Annotated in this window: 19 protein-coding genes and 1 pseudogene; 11 read left to right on the top strand and 9 right to left on the bottom strand. The window is 64.9% G+C overall.

The genetic code is table 11. The features are described 5' to 3' along the window. Positions 1–41: 41 nt before the first annotated feature. The 3 genes from Val02_RS48805 to Val02_RS42605 all read right to left on the bottom strand — a co-directional run bounded on the left by Val02_RS48805 (position 42) and on the right by Val02_RS42605 (position 4,193). On the bottom strand, positions 42–704 hold the full coding sequence (locus Val02_RS48805; RefSeq protein WP_373318042.1) for a protein NO VEIN domain-containing protein: 663 nt from the start codon (positions 702–704) through the stop codon (positions 42–44). 115 nt (positions 705–819) lie between these two features. Beyond that, positions 820–2,748: a DEAD/DEAH box helicase gene (locus Val02_RS42610; protein ID WP_203905057.1), complete on the bottom strand. Its 1,929-nt coding sequence runs from the start codon at positions 2,746–2,748 to the stop codon at positions 820–822. Further along, positions 2,745–4,193, bottom strand: coding sequence for a hypothetical protein (locus tag Val02_RS42605; RefSeq protein ID WP_203905056.1), 1,449 nt, complete (start codon positions 4,191–4,193; stop codon positions 2,745–2,747). The genes Val02_RS42610 and Val02_RS42605 overlap by 4 nt, the downstream gene beginning before the upstream one ends. Positions 4,194–5,115: 922 nt before the next feature. Between Val02_RS42605 and Val02_RS42600 the strand changes: the two genes are divergently transcribed. Continuing rightward, positions 5,116–6,621 (top strand): hypothetical protein, encoded by a 1,506-nt coding sequence (locus Val02_RS42600; protein ID WP_203905055.1) that lies wholly within the window; start codon positions 5,116–5,118, stop codon positions 6,619–6,621. A gap of 167 nt (positions 6,622–6,788) precedes the next feature. Here the strand turns inward: Val02_RS42600 and Val02_RS47990 are convergent, their stop codons facing one another. From Val02_RS47990 to Val02_RS47985, 4 genes are all read right to left on the bottom strand, one after another. Beyond that, entirely contained in the window at positions 6,789–7,334 is a 546-nt protein-coding gene (locus tag Val02_RS47990; protein WP_239153768.1) for a hypothetical protein, read from the bottom strand. A 222-nt stretch (positions 7,335–7,556) separates the two neighbouring features. Next, positions 7,557–8,051: a hypothetical protein gene (locus tag Val02_RS42590; RefSeq protein WP_203905054.1), complete on the bottom strand. Its 495-nt coding sequence runs from the start codon at positions 8,049–8,051 to the stop codon at positions 7,557–7,559. A gap of 44 nt (positions 8,052–8,095) precedes the next feature. Next, a complete protein-coding gene (locus tag Val02_RS42585; protein WP_203905053.1) occupies positions 8,096–8,683 on the bottom strand; it encodes a DUF7662 domain-containing protein in 588 nt (195 codons plus the stop codon). A 32-nt stretch (positions 8,684–8,715) separates the two neighbouring features. Then, positions 8,716–9,288 (bottom strand): hypothetical protein, encoded by a 573-nt coding sequence (locus Val02_RS47985; protein WP_239153767.1) that lies wholly within the window; start codon positions 9,286–9,288, stop codon positions 8,716–8,718. A gap of 266 nt (positions 9,289–9,554) precedes the next feature. Here Val02_RS47985 and Val02_RS42575 point away from each other — a divergent pair, with 266 nt between their 5' ends. The 10 genes from Val02_RS42575 to Val02_RS42530 all read left to right on the top strand — a co-directional run bounded on the left by Val02_RS42575 (position 9,555) and on the right by Val02_RS42530 (position 22,862). Next, complete coding sequence (locus Val02_RS42575) at positions 9,555–10,181, top strand: DUF6308 family protein (protein WP_203905052.1); 627 nt, start codon at positions 9,555–9,557, stop codon at positions 10,179–10,181. Positions 10,182–10,264: 83 nt separating this feature from the next. Next, positions 10,265–11,722, top strand: coding sequence for an McrB family protein (locus Val02_RS42570; protein ID WP_203905051.1), 1,458 nt, complete (start codon positions 10,265–10,267; stop codon positions 11,720–11,722). Position 11,723: 1 nt separating this feature from the next. Next, entirely contained in the window at positions 11,724–12,887 is a 1,164-nt protein-coding gene (locus Val02_RS42565) for an McrC family protein (RefSeq protein ID WP_203905050.1), read from the top strand. Between the two features lie 600 nt (positions 12,888–13,487). After that, on the top strand, positions 13,488–14,945 hold the full coding sequence (locus tag Val02_RS42560) for an alpha/beta fold hydrolase (RefSeq protein WP_203905049.1): 1,458 nt from the start codon (positions 13,488–13,490) through the stop codon (positions 14,943–14,945). After that, the gene (locus Val02_RS42555; protein ID WP_203905048.1) at positions 14,935–16,896 is read left to right on the top strand and encodes an AAA family ATPase; all 1,962 of its coding nucleotides are present in this window, start codon (positions 14,935–14,937) and stop codon (positions 16,894–16,896) included. Before Val02_RS42560 ends, Val02_RS42555 begins: the two co-directional genes overlap by 11 nt. Then, positions 16,896–19,523 (top strand): tetratricopeptide repeat protein, encoded by a 2,628-nt coding sequence (locus tag Val02_RS42550; RefSeq protein ID WP_203905047.1) that lies wholly within the window; start codon positions 16,896–16,898, stop codon positions 19,521–19,523. Before Val02_RS42555 ends, Val02_RS42550 begins: the two co-directional genes overlap by 1 nt. A gap of 25 nt (positions 19,524–19,548) precedes the next feature. Then, complete coding sequence (locus Val02_RS42545; RefSeq protein WP_203905046.1) at positions 19,549–20,505, top strand: tyrosine-type recombinase/integrase; 957 nt, start codon at positions 19,549–19,551, stop codon at positions 20,503–20,505. 110 nt (positions 20,506–20,615) lie between these two features. Continuing rightward, entirely contained in the window at positions 20,616–21,473 is an 858-nt protein-coding gene (locus Val02_RS42540) for a DUF6602 domain-containing protein (protein ID WP_203905045.1), read from the top strand. A gap of 111 nt (positions 21,474–21,584) precedes the next feature. After that, positions 21,585–22,196, top strand: coding sequence for a hypothetical protein (locus tag Val02_RS42535; protein WP_203905044.1), 612 nt, complete (start codon positions 21,585–21,587; stop codon positions 22,194–22,196). Between the two features lie 171 nt (positions 22,197–22,367). Further along, positions 22,368–22,862 (top strand): DUF4760 domain-containing protein, encoded by a 495-nt coding sequence (locus Val02_RS42530; RefSeq protein WP_203905043.1) that lies wholly within the window; start codon positions 22,368–22,370, stop codon positions 22,860–22,862. A gap of 364 nt (positions 22,863–23,226) precedes the next feature. On the opposite strand, the pseudogene Val02_RS47980 reads toward Val02_RS42530, so the two are convergent. Both Val02_RS47980 and Val02_RS42520 read right to left on the bottom strand, forming a co-directional pair. Next, positions 23,227–23,409: pseudogene (locus Val02_RS47980) on the bottom strand (cold-shock protein); the annotation flags it as partial. Positions 23,410–24,166: 757 nt separating this feature from the next. Continuing rightward, positions 24,167–24,501 (bottom strand): hypothetical protein (locus Val02_RS42520; protein WP_203905042.1); only part of this gene is annotated, 335 nt, incomplete at its 5' end.

Here is a 24,501-nt window from a genome sequence, read left to right as displayed (position 1 = left end):
ATCCCACGGCCGGAGTTTCGATCATGGGTTCGGCCACCGAATTATATGGGGTCCGGCAAGCCAGGAAACAATGTAGATATGGGCAGCGTGACTAATGCTTCGGTCCACCTACCATTTCGGTCCTGAGGCAAATACGGGGCTAATGTGCCAGCTTTGCACCATCCGACCACATTAGGGCTTGAACCGACCTGGCAACACACCAAAGACCATTCGGGGCAGCGTCGACCCACCTCAAACTCGTTTCGGGTCAAAAAGAATCTGACGAATGGGCGACTCGATGTGCTTTGACCCTTCACTTCAAGTCGCCGGGAAGCGCCGCCGATAACAGGCGCTAATATATCGAAGCCGAGTGAATCTGAAATCAGGCTCACACGCTGCGTTTTTGCCGCTAGATCGCTCCGTCCAAGAGAGTCCAACTCTCGACGGCAGACATCTAGCACGAAATCTTCTGCGGCGGCCCCAATCTCTGCGCGTTGGTCGGGATCTGTAAGGGGAGCCGACGGAGCGTCGGGATTGACCTCGTGGTCTGGAGTGCCGGCAAAGACGGCCAAGCAGACCGCTAGAATCTCTACCGCATCACGATCTTCGAATGCGCGGAGACGCACAAGCTGATCTGTTGGACGGATCCGCCGGTCAACCCTAAGAATCAGATTCGCATGTAGGAGAGCAGCTTCAGCCTCTCGAAGGGTGGCAGGTGAATACATACCGTCTGTTGCCGCCGTGAGGTACGCACGCTCGACTGCTGTTTCGTCGCTCCCGTCGGGATGCAAGACTCTGGCGACGTAAAGCGCCGCCAGCAATTGGTAATTCGTGAAAAGACTAACGTTCATCTGTCGCCACGTCGCCAGTAGGCGCTTCTCCGAGGTGACGAAGAATATCTTCAAGGTCGTCAGGATCATCGACGAGTTCGCCGAAGTCATCATCGTCCGGAAGTGCCATCTGGACCAATCCAGGATCGGACAACATGCGAGACAATCGTCGGGTCTTTTCTTCGACGCGCCGGTTCACCCGCTCATCGATAGTCCCCTCTGCTACAAGTAGAGTAACGTTTGTCACGACGTTTGGCGGAAGCCCGAGTCGATGAATCCGGTCAAGTGATTGAAGGTATTGGCCCGCATTGAACGTGCGGTCTAGATAGATAGCATTGTGGCAGACACGATGCAGGCTGACACCTTCCGACATGGCTGCCGGGTTCGCCAGCAATACCATACACCGCGGGTCATTTCGGAAGCGGTCCAATTCGCGCTCGCGCGTGCGGACGCCTGGCTGTGCATCCTCGTCGCTTGATACTGCGCCGTAAATGATGGCCGGATAGAGGGCGGCGAGTTGAGCTTCCAACGTCAGCAAGTTGTCAGGGAAGTTGGACCAGACTAGAGTCTTTTCGCCTCTATTAACATTGTCTCTCACAATAGCGCACGCTCTCTGCACCTTTGCCGGCACCTCGTGATCGGAATACGAGTCAACAAGAGCCGCCAGCCGGCTTCCGGAAGGAATCGCGAGCGGTGGGTAGCGATAGCTCTGCGTCTGGTCGGTCCCGCGGGACAAAAGCCTCGGGCTCGACGCGGCCTGAAGCAAATACATCGACACCTCTCCCATCTGGGAGAACATGGCACTGTCGCGCCGGTCAAGGTCAAACATTCCAGCGTAACGGCTAAGCATTGCGTCATAAATATTCTGTTGAAGAGGGCCCATCGCCACGCGCACCGGCCGAATCAATACTGTTGGCAACTCCAACTCACGCTTGTTGGTTCGGACAAAGATCGGTCGGATCGCATCAGCAATTGCCGCCATCGCGTTTAGCGGCGGATCCTGCTGAAGCGCCTGCCGAGGAAGTCGAGACGATACGCGGCCCCCGGGCCAAAGAATATCGATAAGAGACCTCAAATCCCGGGGATGATTCGGGGCCGGAGTTCCAGTAAGAATGTCTCTGCGTTCTGCAAGCGGTGCCAGGTCAAGTAGCGCTCTTCCCCATCCGCCAGTCGCCCCACGCTTCGCGCGATGAGCCTCATCGATAACGAGATGGACAGATTGCTGGCTCATCCAATCTGAAAGGCGATCGACGGCCGTAGGCAGACGCTGGTAATTGATCAGAACGATGTCGGTTCGGGGTACGGCACCGCCTCGCCACCGAGCGATGGTCAAGGGCGGATCGACAATGTGGGTTGCTTCCTCCTCCCATGCGCCGAAAGCGGAGAGGGGAGCCACAACGAGCATGCGTTGGATTCGGCCCACACTGCGGGCGATTAGGTGAAGGGCCAGCGTAACTGTAGTCTTGCCAGCGCCGGGTACGGAGAAATTGGCTCCGTGAGAGAGAGAGGCCAACTTTGCGAGGTCCCGTTGCTGGAAGGGCCGAAGGTCACGGGTTAGACGATGAGTGAGCGGCCCTTCAGGCAGCGTCCCTGTTGACATTTGGTCTACAGACACCACGACTTCCGAAGCGCTACCGGAAAGGGAGTTGAGGGCTCGCTCGTCATCCAATTTGGTCCGGGAAAGGAGCTGTCGAACCGCCGGATCTGGCTCCAGCCGTATCCGGTGACGCGAAAGGATGCCTTTCAGGCCGCCTCGGCGTGCCAACAGAGTTTCTGGTCGCACCTTCATGGGTTGAGTCGGCCGAGGCTGCTCTTCGGCCAGCAGCAGCCCGACCTCCATCCACTGGTCATCCGTTACCGCGTATCGCGTCACCACGATCCTTACAGGACTGCCGGCAAGCGTCATGGTCAGCCGCGGATTCCCCTGCGCCGTCGTCATGCCGGAAGCTCGGTCTGCTCAAAATTTGTATCGTCATGGCGTTGGTTCAACTTCGCCAGGATTTCGGCCGCTAGTTCAGCGAGCTGCTGTGCCCGGCTGGCTGTCGGTTTGAGGTGGGAGGCAAACTCTGGATCTGCTATCACCTCGGCCAACGCTTCATCCGCATTCTTGAGGGCTGTACGTGCTCGATCCAGCTCGGTAATGGGACGCGTTAGTCGCCCCCCAGCCTGGCGGCGTCGCTTTACTGAGTCGAGAGCAGCTTCAACTCCGCGACCGACGGCATCCAGTGCCTCGGTGCCGGATATCGACGTACCGTTGGGTAGCGATATTAGGTCATCCCCGACGTTATTCGCCGCTACAACGAGATTGAGAATTGCGTCGACTTGCTCAGATCCGGGAGCCGGCTCAGTTTCATCGTCGATGAGTAAATCGAGACCAAGATCGGCTTCGAAATCTGCCTCTTTATCTGATTGTTCTGAGGCGCCATTCGTGTTTGCGGACTTGGGCGAGGCTTCGGTTGTGTCGAGAATGGAGCGGAGGTCATCATGCTCCTGGATCGACTCTAGTACCCCGTCGCGTTCCACCCAATCCTCGACAGCGAAACGAAGTTTGTGAACTGAACTAGCGCGAGAGAAGTAGGCGATCAGCCACCGCTTTATGTGCATGTCTCCAGAGCGCGGACTCTCCCCATCTACGCTCTTGACCTCCCGCAGCAACTCTGACCAATTCTGGCGTCGATCAACAGCAGAGTCGAAGGCGGTCAGTGGAAGCGGATTGACGGTCAGAGCGCGGGCGCGGTGCATGAGGTTGAGAATTTCTCTCGCTTCTTTGACCTCTTTCCCCTTCTTGCGAAGCTTGCGTGCGATTTGCTCGTCTGAGAAGCCTTCGTTGAAGAGTCTTTGGATCATCATTAGCTCGCTGACCAGCCTGTACTCGTCCTTGAGTTCGACCTGCTGTTGAAGGACCATCTCCAACTCGAGCAGCTCGGGGTCAGTGATTCCATTGGGCAGGACCGCAACACGAAGTGTGCTGGTTGGACCGGTTCCCTCCCGCTCAAGTTCCCTTAGGAGTACGCACCTTGTATTCGCATTAATAAGCTTTCCCTCCCGGGTGATTACGCCCGGCTGGGTCTGCCCGCCTTCTGCCAGCAGATTTGCTTTGAGCTCTTCGGCTTTGCGGTGGGCGGCCCGCACGAGCTCTGCGACCACCTCTTGCGCCTCGGCCGACTCGGGGTCTGCCGCCACAAGGTCACGCTGGGGATGTTCTGCGAGTTGAGGAGCAATACGGAAGCTATCCGCGTTCAGGATTGGCACGTTCAAGGGCACTTCGATGACCGGCAGAATTTCGGAGTTTCGCAGCGGAAGACGGACCGTCTCCGGGCTTACACGCTCCTTATGATCCGTAAGTGCCCGGTGAATGTACTGCTTCCGACTACTCTCGGTCACGAAACACTCCAGACGATGAGGTAGATACCCTACGGGGAGTGGCGCGCCATCGGCCGCACCGCTGACATTCTGCACTGCACCCCTGACATAACTAGGCTTCGGCCGTCCGTGATCCTCCGGTGCTGCCGCGTTCGGCTGGCTGAGCTGGGTGTGAGGACGAGTTGCCTCCACGCTCTTACCACGAGTCGGTTGGCGGTATACGGCACCCATCGGGTCGTTGCCAGCGTCGTGCGGTCGGGTAGGCGCGCGGCTGCTTCGTAGGCGCGTCCGCTGTGAACGCGGCCCACTGTCCCGATTTGTGCTGCGGCTGACCTGGCCCGGCTCCGCTCACGCCATTCACTCGCTCCACTGACGTGCCAGCTGGCACCAGCGCCAACTGAGCGGAGGAAGGAACCTATCAAGTCCAGTATCAGTTGGGCGCCGTGGTGATGGGATACTGCGATCGATCGCGCCTGTAGCACCTCTGGGGCTCGGATGCGGGCGGCCCCGACCCTCCCCTGGACCCGCCGCGACACACGAGGTCGCAGGCCCGAACACGGCACCGAATCCAGTACCGACACCTATGGCGCTCCAAGCATGAGGATCCCATGGAAGCGTGGTCCGAAGTTGAGGAGTGTCCTCACAAACGCATCGTCGCCGGCATCCGCGCCATACGGAACAGTCGGGGATGCTCAGGGGTCCGTGCCTCTTGCCTTGCGGAGATCTAGATCACCTGGTCGACCTGCAGATGATCATCATGGCGCCCGTCAGCGCCAGCGGATTCGATGTCCGCTGCCGTCGGCGGAATCGCTCTGGGCTGGATCGGCCCTCTCTGGAGGATCGATGCATCGCTACGCTGCGTAGCTGCATTCCTGGCCGGAGAACCAAGCCGGACCTTCGGAGAGGCTGCTGCGTCTTGTCTGTGTCGGTTCGGTAGAACGAGGTGGTGGACTACGCGGGCGCGTTGAACGCGCGGCAGGTGGTGGTGCTGTCGTGGATCGCTGATGGCTGCCCGGAGGGAGTGGTGTCTGGGTACTCCTACAAGGCGACCGCTGTTGCGTTGCAGGGCCGCCGGCTCGTGGCGATTTCGAAGCGGGGCGGGGTGTGGTCAGCGACGGTGACTGATGCCGGCCGCTTCTACCTCGCGCATGGCCGCATGCCTGAGCGGCCCACCTGGAAACGCGCCGGCCGTCAAGATCGTCGCACTGTGGTGGCGTCCGGCAGTAAGCCGAAGCGGGACAGCAGTGCCGCACCGGGCGGGGACAGGCTCGGCACACCAGGGGATGCGGCGGTCGTCGAGACTGCGGGTTCGAATCCTGATGCCGATGATGACTCGTCGGCACGCACGAAGGCGGCCGCCAAGGGCCATCGGCGTGGTCCGGTGGAGCAGATGCTGGCCGACCTGGTCGATGGCGGCGGGGTCCTGCTCGTTGATCAGCCGCTGTATGTGGCTGGCCGGCCGAGCACCCCGGACTTTGAGCAGTTGGTGTTGTCAGCGAATCGGTACGGCAAGGTCCCGGCTGGCAAGCGTCTGGTCACCTCGCACGCCGCCGGCCGGAAACTGGAGATCCGGCTCGAGGATGCGATCATCGGGACCGATGTTGTTCGTCGTGCGGTGCCGGTGCCGCAGCGGGTGTCGCGGTATCACCCGGTGGCGGTGTTGTTTCGCGACCGCAGCGAACGCCATGAGATCTCCAAGCCGGTGGTGTCGCGGGCGGTGCGGCTGGTTCATGCGCTGGTCGTCGAGGCGGAGAGGCGTGGTCACGAGGTTGGGCTGGCTCCTGATCCGGTGCCGTACGGCGGCTACAGCAGCGGCCGGCGGTGGAGCGGCACTAACGACGGGCACATCACGGTAACCATCGGCGGGCATGCGCAGGCGGTGCGGGTCATCGAGGTGGGGATGCCGTCCCGCAGGCATTGGGAGCAGCAGAACTATCTAGGTCGCGGTTCGTACTCCGCGAGCAACACCGGAACGGGTGTCCTGCGGTTTGAGCTGACCGGCTACGGCGGGCGGGAGGGAAGAACCTGCCGATGGGCGGACGGCAAACGCACGACGTTGGAGGACAAGCTGCCGGACGTACTTGCCGAGATAGAGACCCGTGCGGCGGAAGACGCGCACCGAGCCCGGCAACGGCAAGAGGCTGAGGCGGAAGCGCAACGGCGGCTCGAGCGGGCGCAGCGGCGAGAGGCGCAGAAGCGGCTGGAGAAACACCGCGCCGAGGTGTTGCATGACCAGGTGAAGCGGTGGGAACGCGCGGCCCGTACCCGCGCCTACGTGGCCGCGATGCGCACCGAGATCGAGACCCGCGCCGCCGCCCTCGACACGGGCAACGGCGGCGGCGAGGTCGCGCGGGCGTGGGAGTGGCTGGCATGGGCCGAGCAACATGTCGACGACATCGATCCGTTGACCCAGCCGCTGGCACTGCCTGCCGAAGTCCCGGGCCAGTAGGGATGGTCGCTGCACGGTTCCGCGATAGTTACCGGCCGGTTTATGACCGTGTGCTGCGGCCGAGGACGCGAAGTCGACGGAACGAGCGTGCGCGGCGGGGTTGCCGCCGGTCCGGCGCCTTCCTGTGGGCTCTCAGCGGACCGTCTCCGGGGCGGCGGAAGGGGATGCTATCCGCCTGGGGTCACGTGGGCGCAGACGCCGCGCGGTCGGTAACCGCCAGGGATGTCGGCGCCGACGGTGTCCCAGAACGCCGGCGAGCCGTCGATGTGGCCTCCGAGGGTGTGCCAGGACAGGCCGGGATGCTCAGCGCGGAGCGCTGCTAGCGCGGCAGCGGCGAGGCCGCGGCGCTGAAATCGGGGAAGGGTGTAGGGCTGCTCCACCGAGCCAAGGCGACAGGCCATGCAGGTCTGGTAGTCGACCTCGGCCACGGGCTCTTCTCCGCCCTTCAGGTACGCCGATCGGCTTCGCCACCCCCGGCGTTCCGGAGACGGTCTGTCCTGCCAAGGCGCACCCGCGACCGCGGGTACAGCCGGATGGTGTGCGTCCGGCGTTTCGTGGCTGAGTCGACGAACCAGGCTTCGCCACCACGGAAGCGGTTCGGCTGCCTGGACCTCCACGCCGCTGTGCGCGACCTCAGCACGACGCGCGATCAGATCCCGTACTGCCTCGGCGCATGCGCCGTCGATCGGCATCGGGGTGTTGTTGTCGGCCATTACCGGCAGCAAAAGTCGCTGAACTCGGTAGGTCGGCTCCGCATCGCCCTTGGCGTACATAGGCGGCGGTCGGTGTCACGGACGCATCTATTCACGGGGCCACGGTATGTCACGGGGCCGGTGTGTGCGGAGGCCGAACCTCTTGGCGGTCCCGCCGACATCCCGTGCCTTGCTGCGACGGCGGCGCCCAGGCGAGGGCGCTTGATCAACGCCGACGCGGATCTACGGTTTTGAGGCGGCGCGCCAGTCGTCTTTGGTAGCGCGGAGGGCGGCCTCGATGTGTTCGCACGGGCGTCGAGGTGTGTACTGGAGGGATACGCGGGTTCTGACGTGTTGCCAGAATGCGCGGGCGTCGTGGAGTTGGCGGCTGGTGATCCACGTGAAGTCGGGCGCGAAGTGCCGTGAACGGTCGAGCATCCAGGAGGCGTAACCCCGTCGCTTCCACACCTCACTGGTGTGGATCTTGAAGATGGTGCCGAGACGGCACAGGTCGCAGATCCGGTAGTTCAGGCGTCCGACATGCTCGGGTCGCGGATCCCACGCAGATGCAGGCATGTAGGTCAGCAGTGTGATGTCTCGTCGGCCGAGCGGGCTACGAGGGATCGTGTGCCGGGCGAACACCTCACGATCCACACGTTCGTCGCCGGTTCGGTACCGCATCAACAGGTGGCGCAGGGCGAGGCGCATCGGGAACTTCTCGTGTTCGTCTCGACCCACGGCGTCACCGTACCGGCCGGGTATGACATCCCGTCGATGCGGGATTACCGGTTGGCGGCGCTCGGGCGTCGGACGAGGACGAGCCGTTCGGCGCGTAGGTCGACGCGGGTGGCTGTCCAGCCGGCGTCCTGGATCGCGCGGGCGACGGCGCTGCCGTCGTAGGACGACCAGTGCGCCGGGTGCCGGCGGCACGACCCCGGCAGCGGCATGCCGATCACCTTCTCGATGTCGGCGAAGCTCGTGGGTAGCTCGGTGCCGGGCTGGCCGCACAGCCACTCCCACAGGGCACGGAACTTCCCGACGTGCCGGCCACTGTCGATGCCGGCAGTGGCCGTCCGTGTCGCAGCGGCGACCTGCGGTGCCACTGCCGGCGTCGGGCGTTGTCCGGTGAGGAGTTGGTGGACGTCCTCTTCGGACCAGACGAGTACCTGTGGGCCGGGACGGTCGACCAGGGCCTGCGCGAACCGGCGGGTCGCTTCCACCTCGTCGCCGTCGCCGAGCAGGACGAGGACGCCGACTGCGGCGCCGAGGTCATACAGGTTGAGGTAGTCGCCTTTGAGGTGCTTGCGGGTGCGCCACGATGACTCGATCTCGAACCCGACCACCGGCCGCGGATCGCCGATGCCGGGCAATACCCCAAGGGTCGGCAGCAGCCACACGAGGTCTAGCCGGCCGCCCGGTACCGGGTACTCCGGCTGGACGACGAAACGAGTTCGGCGCCTTTGGCTGCCAGCGCTGCCACGACCCGGCGCCCGCGTTCCGTCGGCGTTTCCTCGAGTGCCGCGTCCGGCGGCGTGCTCGCGGCCGGAGCAGCGGTCGGCGGGCTGAGGTGGTGGATGCGCACGGTGTAGGAAGGCTGGTTGGGGGCCCGTTCGCCGTATTCGATGTGGCGGATCTGTCGGTCGTCGCGATAGAGCGCGACAGCGGCGAGTTCACCCAGGTGTGCTACGTCGAGGTTGCGTCCGACGATCTTGTCCTGCAGGACATCGCTGATACCGCCGAGGTAGTTCGTCGCGTCGGCTGGCGGCTGTCCGGGCCCGCGAACGACAAGGTCGAGACTGACATCAGCGTCGGTCGTCACCCAGCCGCAGATCGTGGCGGCGTGTTCAGCGGCCTGCAGCAGAGCTCGGACGCGGGTGGCCTGAGAACTGCCGGCGGCGAGCAGCGACGTGGCTTCGTTCTTCGTCGGTGGCCATCCGTCAACATGGAAGCTGATTCCGGAAGGTGATGTTGTCACCGGAGACCTCGACCTTTGCCGTGCGCACGATGGGGGACGGCAGCAGTATGAGCCACGTCCCGCGCTACGCGGCGGGCCGCGAAGCGGACTGAACGAGCGTTCCTCTTCTCGTTGACCGATCGATCACGGTGCGGGAGACGAACACCGCGTTCCCGCGCCCATAGGGGCTGCGGTGTCGTCGAACGGCGTGCCGATGGCCGGCACGGGCCGCAGATGTGACTGCGCGGACCATCGCGCCGCTCCGCCAACGGTGGCAGGTTCGGGTCGTGGGATTCCGACTGCCTGAAGCGCTGCAGAAGCCTGACGACACGCCGGCGATCGACCTCCTCCTGCGCTACTACGGCCGCCCGTACCTGAGCGCCGGCTGTGCCACGGGCGCGTACTTCGACACGTGGACGGCCGAGTCGGACCCGACCCGGTTCACCGCCGAGGACCTCGTCGCGGTCACGTTCCTGTCCGTGCAGGTACCACCGATGGCGGCCCTGCGCCTGTTACGCGACCGGTCCGAGGAGTTCACGGTGATGCTCGCCGCGCTCGGTCCTGACCGCGACCTCGCCCACGAAGCGGAGCCGCTCGCCGATGACTGGGCCGGGTGGACCCTGATGCGGGAGCTGAAGACGCTGCCAGGGGTCGGCACCACCATCGCCTCCAAGCTGCTCGCCTGCAAACGACCCAAGCTGCGCCCCATCTGGGACACCGTGGTCACTGCCGTCACCGACACGGCAGCGAGGCAGTGGGAACCGCTGCGCATCGCGTTGCGCGCCGACAACCATGCGCTGCACCACCGACTGTCGCGCCTGCGCGACCTGGCCGGCCTGCCGGAGTCTGTCACCGTGCTGCGAGTGCTCGACGTCATCGCATGGCGGGAAGGAAAAGACCGCCGTCTGGCATAGCCGCCATGTCGGCCAGTGGGCAAAGTCGAGCTGGACGGACCTTTGTCATGGTCGGGCTGTCCGGCTCCTGCTAGAACTGCTTGATGCCCTCCTCAAACACCGCCGAGATCGTCGCCGCTGTGCGTGCACAGTTCGGCCCGGACTTCGCTGCGGCCCGGCTCGCCGCCGAGGAGCAAGTACGAACGTTCCTCGACGCGCACCTGGGCTCGATGGACGCCGAACAAATCATCGCCTTCGGCCGGTTGATCAATTGCCACGGGAAAGCAGGGCGGGAGAGGTACGACCGATTCACGCCGGGCTTCACCGGTGCGATCATGACCAGGCTCGGCAGCGACCCCAACACCTTCAACGACATGGTGGCCCGGCTCTGGCGCGAGCCCATCCCCGACGCCCTGGCGACGCTCGGGAAAATCTATGCCGACCGCTCAAGCTTCCCCCATGCAGGGTCTTCGCTGCCCAGTTTCCTGCTCTACCTACGCGATCCCGACAGGTTCGGCATCTGCATCAACGCCACGATGCTCGGACTTGCCCACGAGACCGACACCAGGTACAACGCGAAGAGCGGCCCAGCTTACGAGAAGTTCTGCGCCGACCTACGCGCGTGGCGTCAGCAGCACGGTGTGGCGCCGCAAGAGGCCGACGCGATCCTCACCGCGGTCATGCGCGCCGACCGGCCATCCACGGAGGATGAACTGCCACCCAAGGCCAGCGTCGAAGAGGTCGCCGAAGGCTGCTTCCTCGACGTCGAGCAGGTGGACCAGTGGGTTGAGGCGCTCACCACCGGAATGCGCCAGGGTGTCTTCCACGGACCCCCAGGTACCGGCAAGACCCACGTCGCAGAGCTGCTCGCCCGGCACTTGGCCACCTCACCCGCTCACGTAGAACTCACCCAGTTCCACCCGGCGTACTCCTACGAGGACTTCATCGAAGGGCTACGGCCGCAGACGAGTGACGGCGGACTGCAGTATGAGGTGCGACCCGGGATCTTCACGCGGCTCTGTGAAAGGGCACAGCAAGCACCGAACGAAACGTTCGTCATGATCATCGATGAGATGAACAGGGGCGATCTTGCGGCGGTCTTCGGCGAACTGCTGTACCTGCTGGAGTACCGCGGCAAAGAGGTGACCCTGCCGTATTCACAGCACCGAGTCTCCGTACCCCCGAACGTCTTCCTGCTCGGCACGATGAACACCGCCGATCGCAGCCTCGCAGTCCTCGACTTCGCCCTACGGCGGCGATTCAACGCCTTCCCGCTACCGCCCGACGAGCGCGTACTCGAACGCTGGACCAAAGGCCGGGCGGACAGCAATGCCGAACTCGCCCTGAGCCTGTTCCGGCTGATCCGGGACCGGGTCGGCACTGACGCGCCGGTCAGCCCCGGACACTCCTATTGGATGACCGAAGCCCTCGACGCGGCCGCCGCCGAACGGATCTGGGACTACCAACTCCGCCCCTACCTGGCCGAATACTGGTTCGAGCAACCGACCGAACTGGAGCGGCTGGACGCCGATGTGCGGACCCTCATCGCGGAACTGACCTGACATGCTGCAGCTGGTCGAGTACCGGACGCAGCCCGTGGAACTCACCGCAATCGAGGCGGCAGAGTTGGCCCGGATGACCGTCGGGTCACAGGACCGCGACGGCCGGCCCCGGGTGATCGAGCGGCTCACGCCGACCGCGACGCCCGGCTCGTACGACATCCAGCCCGGCCCCTACGTCGGCAGATTTCAACTGAGCAGCGGTCGAGTGATCGAGGTGGCCGGCAGATTCCCGTTCCAGGACCTGGCAACTCTGCTGGGACTGGGCCACAGCACCGCCCTGCTCCACGACGCCGCGGCGGCGGGTGGCGCGGGGCGAAGCCTGGTGGACCTGATCGCGCTCGCGTTCGTCCGGGAGGCTGAACGGATCTGCGGTCAGGGACTGGCGAAGGCGTACCAACGGCGCGCGTTCACGCGGCCGCCGTATCCGGGCGTGCCATCGGCGACCGTGCACCTCAAGGTGCATGCGGGACGTCCTGACCGGTTGGCCACCGCCGCCAACCGGCTCACCACGGACATTCCGGCGAATCAACTGGTGGCGACCGCACACCGTCGGCTGAACGCACTCGTCTACTTGGATGAACGCCTCGGCGCACGAGTCCGCGCCCTGGACCCGGTCTTTCGCGGCATCACAAGCCTGCCCGGCCGGCCGCCACCCAGTCCCGGACCCGTTCGTTACCGGGACATCGAGCAGCTGGCCCGGCTGATTCTGGACCACCACAGCACACTGCCCACCGGTGCCGGTGTGACCGGCGTGAGCGTCCTGTTCGACATGTCCCGCATCTGGGAGGACTACGTAGGCCGCTGGCTCCGTCGCCGCTCGCCCGGTGTCACCGTGACCGCCCAACAGTCCATCCCACTCACCGACACCGGCGGCAAACGCACAGGCATCGCCGACTTCGTCCTACACCAGGACGGCAGCCCGATCGCTGTCTATGACGCCAAATACCGACCGTGGCAGTCCTGGCCGAGCACCGACGAGATCTACCAACTCTTCACCTACGCCCAACGGCTCGGCGTCCACACAGCAGCACTCGTCTACCCAGCGGCCGAAAGCCACCACACCACGACCACCGTCGGCCCAGTGACCATCGAATGCTGGGCCGTACAGGTCGAGGAGATCGCTGAACGACAGAGGATTCGACCATCTCCTACCTTCGGTGCATGACGGGGACGTCGTTCAGCAAGGTGCACTGATCTGCCGAATAGAGCGCGTCCGATCTTGCGTGGGGCCGCGTCCTCTGCATGATCGACTAGGATCGCACCGAACATACCGACTGATCACATCTGGCAGCCCACGGCGCCTACTCGGTCACCCACGCCGCATCTGAGCCCGCCGTCCAGATGCGGCGGTGAGACGATGTACATCGCCAAGCGCAGCACCAAGTATTACCAGCATCACCGAGCCCATCTGCCCGCGCGTTTCGCGCAGAACGTGGCGTACGCAAATGGCTATGCACGTCAGTGCCATCGGTGCGTTCTACGATAAGGCGTCAGATGCGCCGGCAGCCTAACCTACCGCGACAACGGTCTATGGCCACGCGTCGCAGGGCGCTCCGGCGGCTCGGATCCCGGTCCGATGTCCGGCCTGCACGGCCGGCCTCCTCGAAGAGACGCGCTCGCGGCTCGCTTTGATCGCGTGCGTAAGGATCGGGGAGCGCATCCTCCGACCGTCGTTTCGGCTCGACATTCGGCTGAAACGACGTGATCGACAGTCACCCTGCTGCTACGGCTAAGGATAATGACACCGGAACGAGGAGGTGTCCTCTTGGTCGAGGCCGTGATGGACGTGGTGGTGGTGATCCCCGGGATCACCGGCTCGACCCTGGTCCAGCGGCGAGGCGATCGACTGGTGCCGGTTTGGGCCCCCAGCGCTGGCGCCGTGGTCAACGCGGTGCGCAGCCTTGGCGGCAGTGTCCGCGGGCTGCGCCTTGACCGGACACCCGACGACGGCCCGGCGGACGACGGCATCGAGCCGGCCGGGCTGGTGCCCGACCTGCACGTAATCCCGGGCGTCTGGACCGCGAACCTCGGCTACAGCGCGATCATGTCGTGGCTGTCGAGCACGTTCCACGTCTTCGAGTACGACCCTAAGGTGCCCCTCGCCGACCAGCATCCCGTCCCGAACCTCGTGCGGTTCCCGTACGACTGGCGGCTCTCCAACCGCTACAACGCACTTCGGCTGCAGCAGACCGTCGAGCCGGTGCTGCGAGCCTGGCAGGCGCAGGGCGAACCGTACCGACAAGCCCGCCTGGTTCTCGTCTGCCACTCGATGGGCGGCCTGATCGCCCGCTGGTATGCCGAGCAGCTCGGTGGGGCCGAACAAGTCCGCGCAATCGTCACGGTCGGCACCCCGCACCGTGGGTCGCTCAACGCGCTCGACAGCATTGTCAACGGAGTCCGCAAGGGCATCGGGCCACTGGCGCTCGACCTCACAGCCGCGGTGCGCAGCTTCCCATCCATGTACGAGCTGCTGCCCGCGTTCCAGTGTGTGGCCGACAGCGACGGGCTGATCGCCCCACATCAGGCAACGCTGCCGAACCTCGACGCGCAGCGGGCCCGTTGGGCGCGTGAACAGTTCCACGACCGGCTGCACCGCAATCCAACGCAGGATACGGCCGGGTACAACCTGCACACGATCGTCGGCATCCGGCAGCCCACCCGTGCCACGGCCGTCCTCGACGGCCAACGGCTGAGCTTCAGCGACCTGATCGATGGCGACGATCTCGGCGGCGACGGCACTGTCTCCCGGCTCGCGGCCACCCCGCCGGGCGTACAGCTCGACGGGCCCACCGTCCACGGCGTCAGCGAGCAGCACGGATTCCTGCAGCACCACAAGCACACGTTCGAGCAGCTGTACACCGCGTTGACCGGCGCGAAACGCGTCTACCTTGACGGTGCCGCCAACGCCGCTCGGCTTGGCGTCCGGGTCGATGCCCTGCACCTCACCGACGAGCCGATCACCGTCGCGGTGACCTCGTCCACCGACGCTGTGCGCCTCCGGGCGACTTTGACCGACGAGGCCGGCCGGCCCGTGGCGTCGGCGCTGCTCAAGCGGGAGGACCGGGCCCGGTTTACCGCGTCGTTCGCTCCGCCGCCCGAGGGCGGATACCGCATCACGGTCGACCGCGACGGGCCGAGCGCCAACCCGGTCCGGCCGGTCAACGCGGCGACGCTCGTCTGGGACGCCGACAAAATGGACCCGGAGGCGGGCCGTGACGGCTAGCTTCACCGTCGAGCCACCGCCGCTCACGGTCGTGGGCGTCGCCATCGGCACGTACGAGTACGCCGAACTGTACGAGCCGCTGGCGAAGACGGTCGCCTTGGTCCAGGAGGTAGCCGGACGGCTATCGAACGAGTCAAGCGTCATCTCGGACCCGTGTGGCGACGACGTCCGTAGGGCCCTCGACAAGGCGCTTCCGGACGGCGGCCTCACGGGGCGCGGCCTGATCGTCGTGTGGTCCGGGCACGGGGCCAACGTGCAGAACGAGCTGCGGTTCGTCACCCGCGACACAAAGGAGCCGACCCAGAACGGCACCTATCCGCCGAGCGCACTGGCGGAGCTGGCGGTGAACTCCGGGGCCGAGCAGATCCTGCTGATCGTCGACACCTGCTACGCCGGGGCTGGCCTAGTGCCGGTCCTGTCGATGGCCGACCGGATGACTGACGCGGCGGGGCAGACGCCGTCGATCTGGTTCGGGGTGCTCGCCGCGACCGTCAGCTACACCGAGGCGGTCGAAGGCGCGCTGCTCAGCCACGTGCGTGACCTATTCCGGCAGAGCGCACCGAATGCCTGCGCTGCTGTGTGGAGCCCGCACAACCGGTACTTGCGGGGCGACGAGGTGTTGTGGGGCCTTGTCGAGGCGTGGGGGACGGGCGGCAACCAGCGGCCGCACCAGGCCACGAAGGGGCACGCCCGGCCGCTGCTGGAGAATCCGCGGTACTCGCCCGGGGGCGAGTTCCTCGTCGCGCACCTGCTGGCGGCGTCTCGCGGCGCCGACCCGGGCGAGGAGGCGTGGTACTTCAGCGGCCGGCGCGGCGTCCTGCGGCAGCTTGTGGACCGGATGGCCGTACGACAGCCCGGCCTCGTCGTCGTCACCGGCCCCGCCGGCTGCGGCAAGTCGGCTGTGCTGGGCCGGATCGCTGCCCTGTCCGACCGGGCGGAGCGGCGCAGGATCATCGAGCACGCCCCGCTGGCCGCAGCCGATCCCGACCCCGGCGAACACGCCGTCGACGCAACGGTCAACCTGCGCAACAAGGCGCCGCAGGAGGTCATCGTCGAGCTGGCCGGGCGGCTCGGGTCCGGCAACGCGCAGACCATCTACGCGCTTATGGACTGGGCCGTCCAGCAGCGAACCCCGCCGGTCCTGGTCGTCGACGGGCTCGACGAGGCCGGCGGGCAGGCCCGGCTCATCGCGGCGGACATCATCCGGCTCAGCGAGGTCTGCTGCATCCTGGTGGCGACGCGGCCGTTCGAGTCCGGCGCGGCGCTGGCCGCCCAGGAGGAGTCGCTGCCTCAGCTGCTTGCCGCGCCGAGCACCCTCGTGGTCGACTTGGGCGAGACCGGCCGCGCCGAAATCAAGACCGATATCGAGGAGTACGTCGGTCGGCGGCTGGCCCTGCTGCAGCTCACCGCCGGGCAGTTGGCCGCGGCGGTCGAGCGCATCACGGGCGTTGCCGTCGACGACGCGGAGGGCGGCGCGTTCCTGTTGGCCCGAGCGCTGACCACCCACGTGCAGGGCGCCCCGCTGGACATCGACCGGCTGTCCAACTCGATTGAGGAGGCTTTCGACCGCGACCTTGCGCAGTGGCCCGAGCTGACCCGCGACGGCGTCCCGATCCCGGGCGCGGCCCGCCACCTGCTTTACGCGCTCGCCTTCGCGGCCGGCGGCGGCCTGCCGGCCCGCGACGTGTGGCCGACGGTCGCCACGGCCCTGCGCGATGACGGCTTCGAGTTCGGCGAGGCGGACGTTTACACGCTGCTCGGGTCGCTTGGCGACTCGTACGGCAGGTACGTGATGTCGTCGAGCGAAGGCGAGCAGGCGGTGTACCGGCTGTACCACCGCCGCCTCGTTGACCACCTGCGTGGCAAGATCGGGATCGGCGACGAGCGCCTCGTCCGGGTGTTCGCGGCGCTCAAGACGCTCGCCGAGCGGCAGCTGCGGGAAGGCCAGTAATGGCGATGATGAACCCCTATCTGGAGCGCCACCTCGCCGAGCACGCCGGACGCGCCGGACGCGTGGGGCTTGACGGCCTACGCGAACTCGCGGCCGTGCATCCCCCGCTCAACGACCGGCTCGCCGAGGCGCTCGAGTCTGCCGCCCTGCAGTATCGCCTGGCCGGCCAGCTTGAGGACGCTGTCGAGACCGGCCGCGAGGCGGTGCGGGTCCTTCGGGACGACCCGCGCGACCCGTCCCGCTCCAGCCTGTTACTGCCGGCGCTGGAGAACCTGGCCGCCGCATACGCCGCGCTGGGCGATGACGACCGGACCGAGGCCACGCTGATTGAGCTCGATGAGGTCCGCGCCCGGCTGTCAGCCCGCCGGGCCGAGGACACGTCCCAGCCGCGCAGCCTCGCCGAGGACATGACGTGGATGGGATCTCGCCGGACGCCGGCCGAGATCCGGCGGCTGCAGCGGCGGGTGAGCCAGCGCGAGCGGCTCGCCCACGTCAACCGGGTGCACCTGCCCGAGCTGGCCGCAGCGCTGGCCGAGCTAAGTGAAGCGCTTGCGGCGGCCGACGAGCCCGAGGGCGCCAAGGCGATCGCGATGCAGCTCGTCGCCGTCAGCTCCGAGATCGCACACATTGATCCGGCCCAAGGTCCCGCACACGCCGGTGCGCTGATGACGCTGGCTCGCCGGCAGATCGAGGCGGGCGATAACGAGCATGCGGCCCGGTCGGCGCGTCAGGCCGCCGAGCTGTACCAGGCACCGTTCGACAACCGCGGCATGGCCGCGGCGGCCAACGTCGAAGGTCAGGCCCTGCGTAACTTGGGACGCGTCTCCGAGGCATCCCGGGCGATGCAGCGCGGGGTGGAGCTGCTTCGCGGCGAGGGTGAGGCGAGCACGGCCGAGGCCCGCCTCCAGTTGGCACTGGCGCTGCAGGACCTCGCGACGCTACAGACGCTCACCGGCCTCCGATCCGGAGCGATTCGCCCGATCGCGGAGGCGGTCAGCCTGTTGGAGGGCCTCGTCGCGGACGACCCGTCGACCCGCTACCGGTTGGCCGGAGCGCTCGTCACTGAGGCGCAGGCGCTCGCCGACGTCGGGCGGCACGGCGAGGCGCGGGCCGCGTGCGAGCGAGCGGTGGCCGAGGCCCGGTCGGCCGACCATCGACCGGTTCTGGCCGACGCCCTCACCACGTTGAGCTCGATCCTGGAGGCCCAGGGTCTGGTCGCTGCTGCCCTGGTCGCGGCCGAGGAGGCAGTCGCGACGCTTCGGCCGCTTGCCGATCGGCCGGAGCGACAGTTGACGCTAGCGTCGGCCCTCAACAACCTCGGTTCCCTGTACCGGCGGGACGGACACCGCGACACCGTCCTGGTCGCGGAGGAGGCCGTGGCACTGGCCCGCGCCGTCTCCGCGACCCGGGCCGACGCCGCCGCTCTGTTGACGACGTCCCTTATCAACGTCGCTGACGCGTACCTCGCCGCGGGCGACCCTGTCAGAGCTGCGGAAACAAGCGAGGAGAGCATCGCGCTGGCTGGTCAGTTGGACTCCAGGCCGCACGTCGCGGCCGGCCTGGCCATCAGCATCGCCGCGTACCGGCAGCTGGGGCGGTGGGCGGACGCGGTGGCGTCGGCACGGCAGTCCGTGAACATCTACCGGGATCTGACCGCGACAAACCCGGCCGTCTACGAGCCGGACCTCGGCCAGTCGCTCATCGCGCTGAGCGCAACGCTGCTGGCCACCGGCAGCTACCACGAGGCCCTAGCGGCTGCGCGGGAGGGCGCCGACATATACCGGCGGCTGGCCGAAGTGGACCCGGACCGTCACCGGCCTGCGCTTGCGTCGGCGCTCGAGGACGTGTCACGCATCGAGCAGCAGATCGGCGACATCGGTGCGGCCGTCGATGCCATGAGCCAGGCGATAGACATATACCGGCCGCTGGATCGCCATCGGTTTGCCCTGGCTCGGTCGCTGCACGACTGCGCCCTCCTACTGGCCGGCGTCGGCCTGCTCGAGCGGGCGCGCCCGTACATCGACGAGGCTGACGACGCCGTCCGCCGACTCCTCAACGAGCCCCGCGCCGACGACGAGGTCGCCACCCTCGCCGAATACACCGCCGACATCGCCCACATTCGCGGCAACCACGACGAGGCGTTGCGCATCCACCGCGAGATCGTGTTGCCGGTGTACGAGCGGATTGGCGATACCCGCGCCACCGCTATCACCTGGGACCGCATCGCGAACATCGCCTACCAGCGCGGGGATTACGACGAAGCTGCCGCCCTCCGCCAGCAAAGCCTCGACGTCTACGACCGCCTCGGCGACCTTGGCAGCATCGCCATCGCCACCTGGGGTCTCGTCCAAATCGACCTCGCCCGCAACGACTACCAAGCCGCCGCGTCCCGACTCATCACGGCCTACCAGATCGTTGCCCAACTTCAACAACCCGAGGGTATCGCCATCATCGGCTATACCCTCGGCCAACTCCTCCTCGCCGTCGGCCACAAAGACGCGACCAACGTTCTCAACGCCAGCGCCGAGGCCGCCACCAATATCGGCATGACCGACCTCCTCCACGCCATCAACAACCTCCGCAGCCAACACAATCAAGACACAGAAACCGACTCCAGTTCGAGCTGAGTGACCCCACGATCAGGTGCGTGACGTGCTGGCGATCAACGTTGGTGGTGACGCACCGTCGGACATGACTGACTTCGATTCTTCTGAGCCTGCTGTTCCGTCCTCCGCGGTTCTCGTTCTACGCGCGGCAGTTGCCGCCTACCTAGGCCGATATCGGGGCCAGACCCGGCTTCACACCGAGTCCGATCTGCGGATCTATCTGCGCTGGTGCACCGACCACGGCATCGACGTCATGGCCGCGGTCCGGGTCGATATCGAGCGGTACGTGCGGTGGCTGCAAGACGTCCGCCGGTTCCAACCCTCGACGGTGTCCCGACGGTTGTCGGTCGTGGTCGGCTTCTACCGCGTCTGCGTCATCGACGCGCTGCTGCCGAACTCGCCGGCCGCCTACGTCCGGCGGCCGCCTGTGCCGGCCGAGTCGCCGACGCTCGGCTTGGGACATCTGCAGTTCGAGGCGCTGATCACCGCAGCACGGCTGTCGGGCAACTCGAACGACTTCGCCCTCGTAGCACTGCTCGGCCTACTCGGGTTACGGATCTTCGAAGCCTGCGGCGCCAGCATCGAGGACCTCGGTGAGGAACACGGTCACCGCGTTCTTCGCGTGCGAGGCAAGGGCGGGAAAGTCGTCCTCGTCCCGTTGCCGCCCGCGGTCGGCAGGGCGATCGACCGGGCATGTGACGATCGGACCGGCGGCCCGATTCTGCGCAACAGCCTCGGCCGCCGGATGGACCGGCACGCCGCCAGCCGCCGGCTCGGGCACCTCGCCGCCACCGCGGGCATCCGCATGCCGCGAATGCACCCGCACATGCCGCGCCACACCTTCGTCACGACCATGCTCGATGCCGGCGTCAGCCTCCGCGACGTCCAGATCGCCGCCCGCCACGCCGACCCACGCACCACGATGCGCTACGACCGTGCTCGCAAGATCCTCGACCGCCACCCCAACTACATCCTCGCCGCCTACATGGCATCCGGAACGTAACGACCCGTACGGCTCTGCCGATGAGAAGACGTTTGGCCCCGCGGCGACATTATGAGAGTGCAGCAGCCTCGTCCAGTGCTTGCTAAGTCGCCAGGGCTTACGCTTCATAGATGGACATTGGCCCTGGCGGCGACCCCGCCGATCAAAGCCCAAGTGCCGTGTACGAGCTGGTCCAGAAGTGGAATCAGCGCCTGACGGAATCCCTTAGCGACGCTCGTACGAAGCTAATTCACCGTGGCAGTAAAGGTGATGTCAACGAAATCGCATTCCGGAACTTCCTTCGAGAGTATCTCCCGCGCAGATATCGAGTCGGCGAAGGTGAAGTGATCGACTTTCGTGGGCGTCGTTCCAAGCAAACTGACGTGGCAGTGGTGGACGACGACCAGCCCTTTCCGATGGACGACGGCCCTCAAATGATGATCATAGAAGCGGTCGCGGCCAGCGGGGAAGTCAAGACTACTTTAACGGCCAGCGAACTCGAAGATTGTATCGAAAAAGGGCGCGCCTTTAAGGCACTCGAGCCAGTTCTAGGCAAAGCCGTGATGTTGGCACACCCAGAAAGACGTGGAGTTCCGAACTCCGACATCACGCGATTCTACCGTAGACGGCCGTTCTTCGTCTTCGCGTACGAAGGGGTGATGGCTCCAAGGACCCTCCTCGAAGGGCTCGCCGGAGGAGAGCAGGATGGCGAGGTTCCACCCATCGATGCCGTATTCATTCTCGACCGCGGATTCGCGCTTAATCTATGGGATGGTAACGGTTCGTTTAGCTATCTCGACACTGTCAGCAATGAGATGAAAACCGGATGGATATTCGGTAGTCGTCCCGAATTGAGCCTGCCGTGGCTGCTGTTCTGGCTTCACGGAGCGATGCCTCAGTTTTCGGTCCGATCCTCGCCTATGCTGCCCTATCTCCTGCCGGGCATCCAGTGGACTGAGACGAACCCTCCCGGTAGCGGGAACGTTTGAGAGCCGGATGAGGTCTTGGGCTCCCGATTATTACCGGCACTCGATCGGACCCTACGATCTACGATCATCCGGCAACCGCATCGCCCGCAAGCTGCCACACCAGGGGGAGCCGTGCCCATCATCAACGTCCCGCTCGACGTGCCGGAGGATATCTTCGTAGGTCTAGAGACCGGTGAACTCACCCGCTACGGAGGGGTGGTGCGTGACGCTGCGGGCGCGATCGTGAAGCACCTCCAGGACGGGCTGTTCCCGGAGGACGCGGCAGGTAAGGCCGCTGGCGGAAAGGGTTCCCGGATCGTCGTGGCCAGCCTTGCGGTGGCAGCGGTGACAGCGGCTGGCGTCGCGGTTTACAAGGTAGTGGCCAGCCGGAAGCAGAGTGCTGAGGTGCCGGAGTGTGTCCGCAAGTTCACCGTCTCGCTGGGCGCTTACCTGGACGCGGCACGCGCTGGGACTCTCGGTGCCGATGACGTCGAACTACTGATCGCGGATCTCGACGCGGTCGGAGCGGAATCCGACAGTGGCCGGATCGTCGTCGACTTCACCGTCGACCGGTGGCAGGAGCTAACCCGCTTGGTAGCCGAACACACTCGGAAACTCGCCATGGCGAACAACATCGGGACGAACGACCTCCACGAACTGTCCCACTCTGCCGGAGATAACGTGATCGTCGACCTACGCCGCCACCTTGAAGGTCAGGGGAGAATCTTCAAGAACGTCGCCTGAGTCAGCCCCGCCTCAACTCTGCGGCGGCTCTCCCGCAGGAGCCCCCTCACGCTGCGTGCAAACGCTCATGAAGCCAAGCTAAGCGTGGATGCGCGGATCTGCCGATGGGTGGATGCATGTATGGATGATCGTTGCTGTCGACGGCCAATCAGGCCCGATATTATCTACGGCATGGAAACTTCCGAGGCGATTACCTCGTTGGTTAATATCGCCGCCCTATTCTTTGTTGGCGCGCAGGTTCTTCTTGCCCGACGCGCCATTAGAAATACGACGGCAGCGCAGCAGGATGAATGGTCACGGCTGCGCAAGCAGGCAACAATCGACGCATCCATTTCGACTGCACAGTACCGTGAGTCTTTGAAGGCCGACCTTCCCTGGAACGACCGTGATCCGGGAGAGGTTGCAGAATTTCTGCGGGCAGCGGCTGGTGACCCCGAAAAGCTAGCACCGGTCCGGCAGTACCTAAATCATCTGGAAGACGTTGCTGTCGGCGTCAAGCAAAAGGTTCTGGACATCGATACGTTAAGCATGCTTTCTGGAAGCCGGATCGTCGATACGGTTGACAATTACGCGTCCCACATCGAGAACGTCCGCAAGCAACTCAAGCGGCCACAAATCTACATAGAACTCGAAGAGCTTGCCAATAGACTTAGAACACTTAACTAAGTGACCCATCGGATCCGAGACCACTCGGATCCGCCGCGATACGCCCGGCTACCAGCCTCAAAGAAGGTACCTAGAACAAAATTTTCAGCCGGCGAGGCCGCAGAAAGTTCTGTGCGGCCGACAATGACCCATCATGCGGCGTGATGCACGTTCGGGACCGTCGACGAGCACTTCTTATCGCTAGCCGCTATATGCCCGCAGGCAAAAGGCTACGAGGCAGTCGGCTACAGGTATGACCGCACGAGCCAGGTCACCTTTCCTCGGTTGGTGATGCATGCCAACAACGCATGAGCCGAGTCGACACGGCAACCCGTAGACCCAGGGGCTAGCCAAGCCGCGCTGCCTCAATTTTCCGCTAGCAGGGTTACGGCACTACGCGAACATTTCGAGCCTCAAGGCCCTTGCGCCCTTCGGCAATCTGCAGCTCAACCCTCTGGCCTTCACTTAACGCTCCTCCTGGCGTCTCGTCGATGGCGGTTTGGTGAACGAATATTTCAACAGAGATAAACCCGTAGCCCTTTTGTTCGTTGAACCATCGGACTGTACCTGTCGTGCGGGGTGCACCTGTCGAGGCTTGGACATTCCGATTCGACGATGCTTGCCTACTCTGGGCTCGCTCGCCTCGTCGAAGCTCTAACTCTTCCCGAAGTGGCCGCAACTGTGAGTAGTTGTGCTGGATCGCTTCGAAAAGAGAATCGTCGCCTTGCTGGTCGGTTGGATCAAGTCGTCGCCGCTTTGCTTCGAAATGGCGGATGCCTTTCTCCCAAGCTTTTATCTCCTCAAATAGTTCTCGCTCGGAATGGTGTCTGTACGGTCGTTCCGGTTCGGACAAGTCGCCCTCCTTAAGTTTTTCCGTCAAACCGCAACGGCCGGTGTCTCCCGAGCGATTAAGTCGAGCATACCCTGGGGCGGTAATTCGACCTCGGGCCGACGATTGTATGTCATCTGGGATCAAAAGTCGGCGGCTGATTGCCACTACCATCGCATACCAAGCACGTTCCCGATCCACTGCATGCCCCGCACTGGCTGTCGTAAGCTGGCGGCTCGTTACGAATAGTGCCATCACCGCCGCAGTGACGACACTTACCGCTACCCCCGCAGTCCTCGCACTTTTCTGCCATGTCGCACCTTCCTTCGCCGCGAGTTTAGTGGTGCATTGTCCGGGACCACACATCGATATTGCACCTACGCCACCCGAGTTTAACTCGCACAAAATTCTTAAGGGACCAATCGGACTTAGTTATCGCACGCTCAACGAAAACCGCCTCCGAGTTGAGTGTCTCAGAGAGATGTTGACGGCGTCCTCAGCAGAACGGGCTACAGCAAGAGACGAAATCCCTCAAGCTCGACCCGATCATCGGCGCATTCGCAGCAGCAACAGTCTTCGACGAAGGCGGCCTGTTCCGATAGCCACCTTTGCCAGCAAAGCAGACACCGCTGGCGGCAGCCGCACGAATCCCCGGACTCAGCAACCGTGAAAGGTGCGAACACGAGCCACCACTGATCACCTGCGCGCTCATGCCGCCGTGCGTGCGTCGTGGCGGTCGTCGCTTGTCACGGCCGGCGGCCGGCACCTCCGCCGTCCTGCATCCTGACTTGCCGATCACGGCATATTCGAGGAGTCGTATGTCGACGGTCG

The organism is Virgisporangium aliadipatigenens, from assembly GCF_016863615.1.
GTDB lineage: Bacteria > Actinomycetota > Actinomycetes > Mycobacteriales > Micromonosporaceae > Virgisporangium > Virgisporangium aliadipatigenens.
The sequence above is the reverse complement of the archived record's forward strand: the minus strand, read 5'-3'. Positions and strand labels throughout refer to the sequence as shown.

Coding starts and splice junctions, on each gene's coding strand:
- Val02_RS42565 (WP_203905050.1), top strand. CDS start 11,724: ATGCTGCAGCTGGTCGAGTACCGGACGCAGCCCGTGGAACTCACCGCA.
- Val02_RS47990 (WP_239153768.1), bottom strand. CDS start 7,334: ATGGCCGACAACAACACCCCGATGCCGATCGACGGCGCATGCGCCGAG.
- Val02_RS48805 (WP_373318042.1), bottom strand. CDS start 704: ATGTATTCACCTGCCACCCTTCGAGAGGCTGAAGCTGCTCTCCTACAT.
- Val02_RS42540 (WP_203905045.1), top strand. CDS start 20,616: ATGGACATTGGCCCTGGCGGCGACCCCGCCGATCAAAGCCCAAGTGCC.
- Val02_RS42550 (WP_203905047.1), top strand. CDS start 16,896: ATGGCGATGATGAACCCCTATCTGGAGCGCCACCTCGCCGAGCACGCC.
- Val02_RS42530 (WP_203905043.1), top strand. CDS start 22,368: ATGGAAACTTCCGAGGCGATTACCTCGTTGGTTAATATCGCCGCCCTA.
- Val02_RS42570 (WP_203905051.1), top strand. CDS start 10,265: ATGCCCTCCTCAAACACCGCCGAGATCGTCGCCGCTGTGCGTGCACAG.
- Val02_RS42610 (WP_203905057.1), bottom strand. CDS start 2,748: ATGACGACGGCGCAGGGGAATCCGCGGCTGACCATGACGCTTGCCGGC.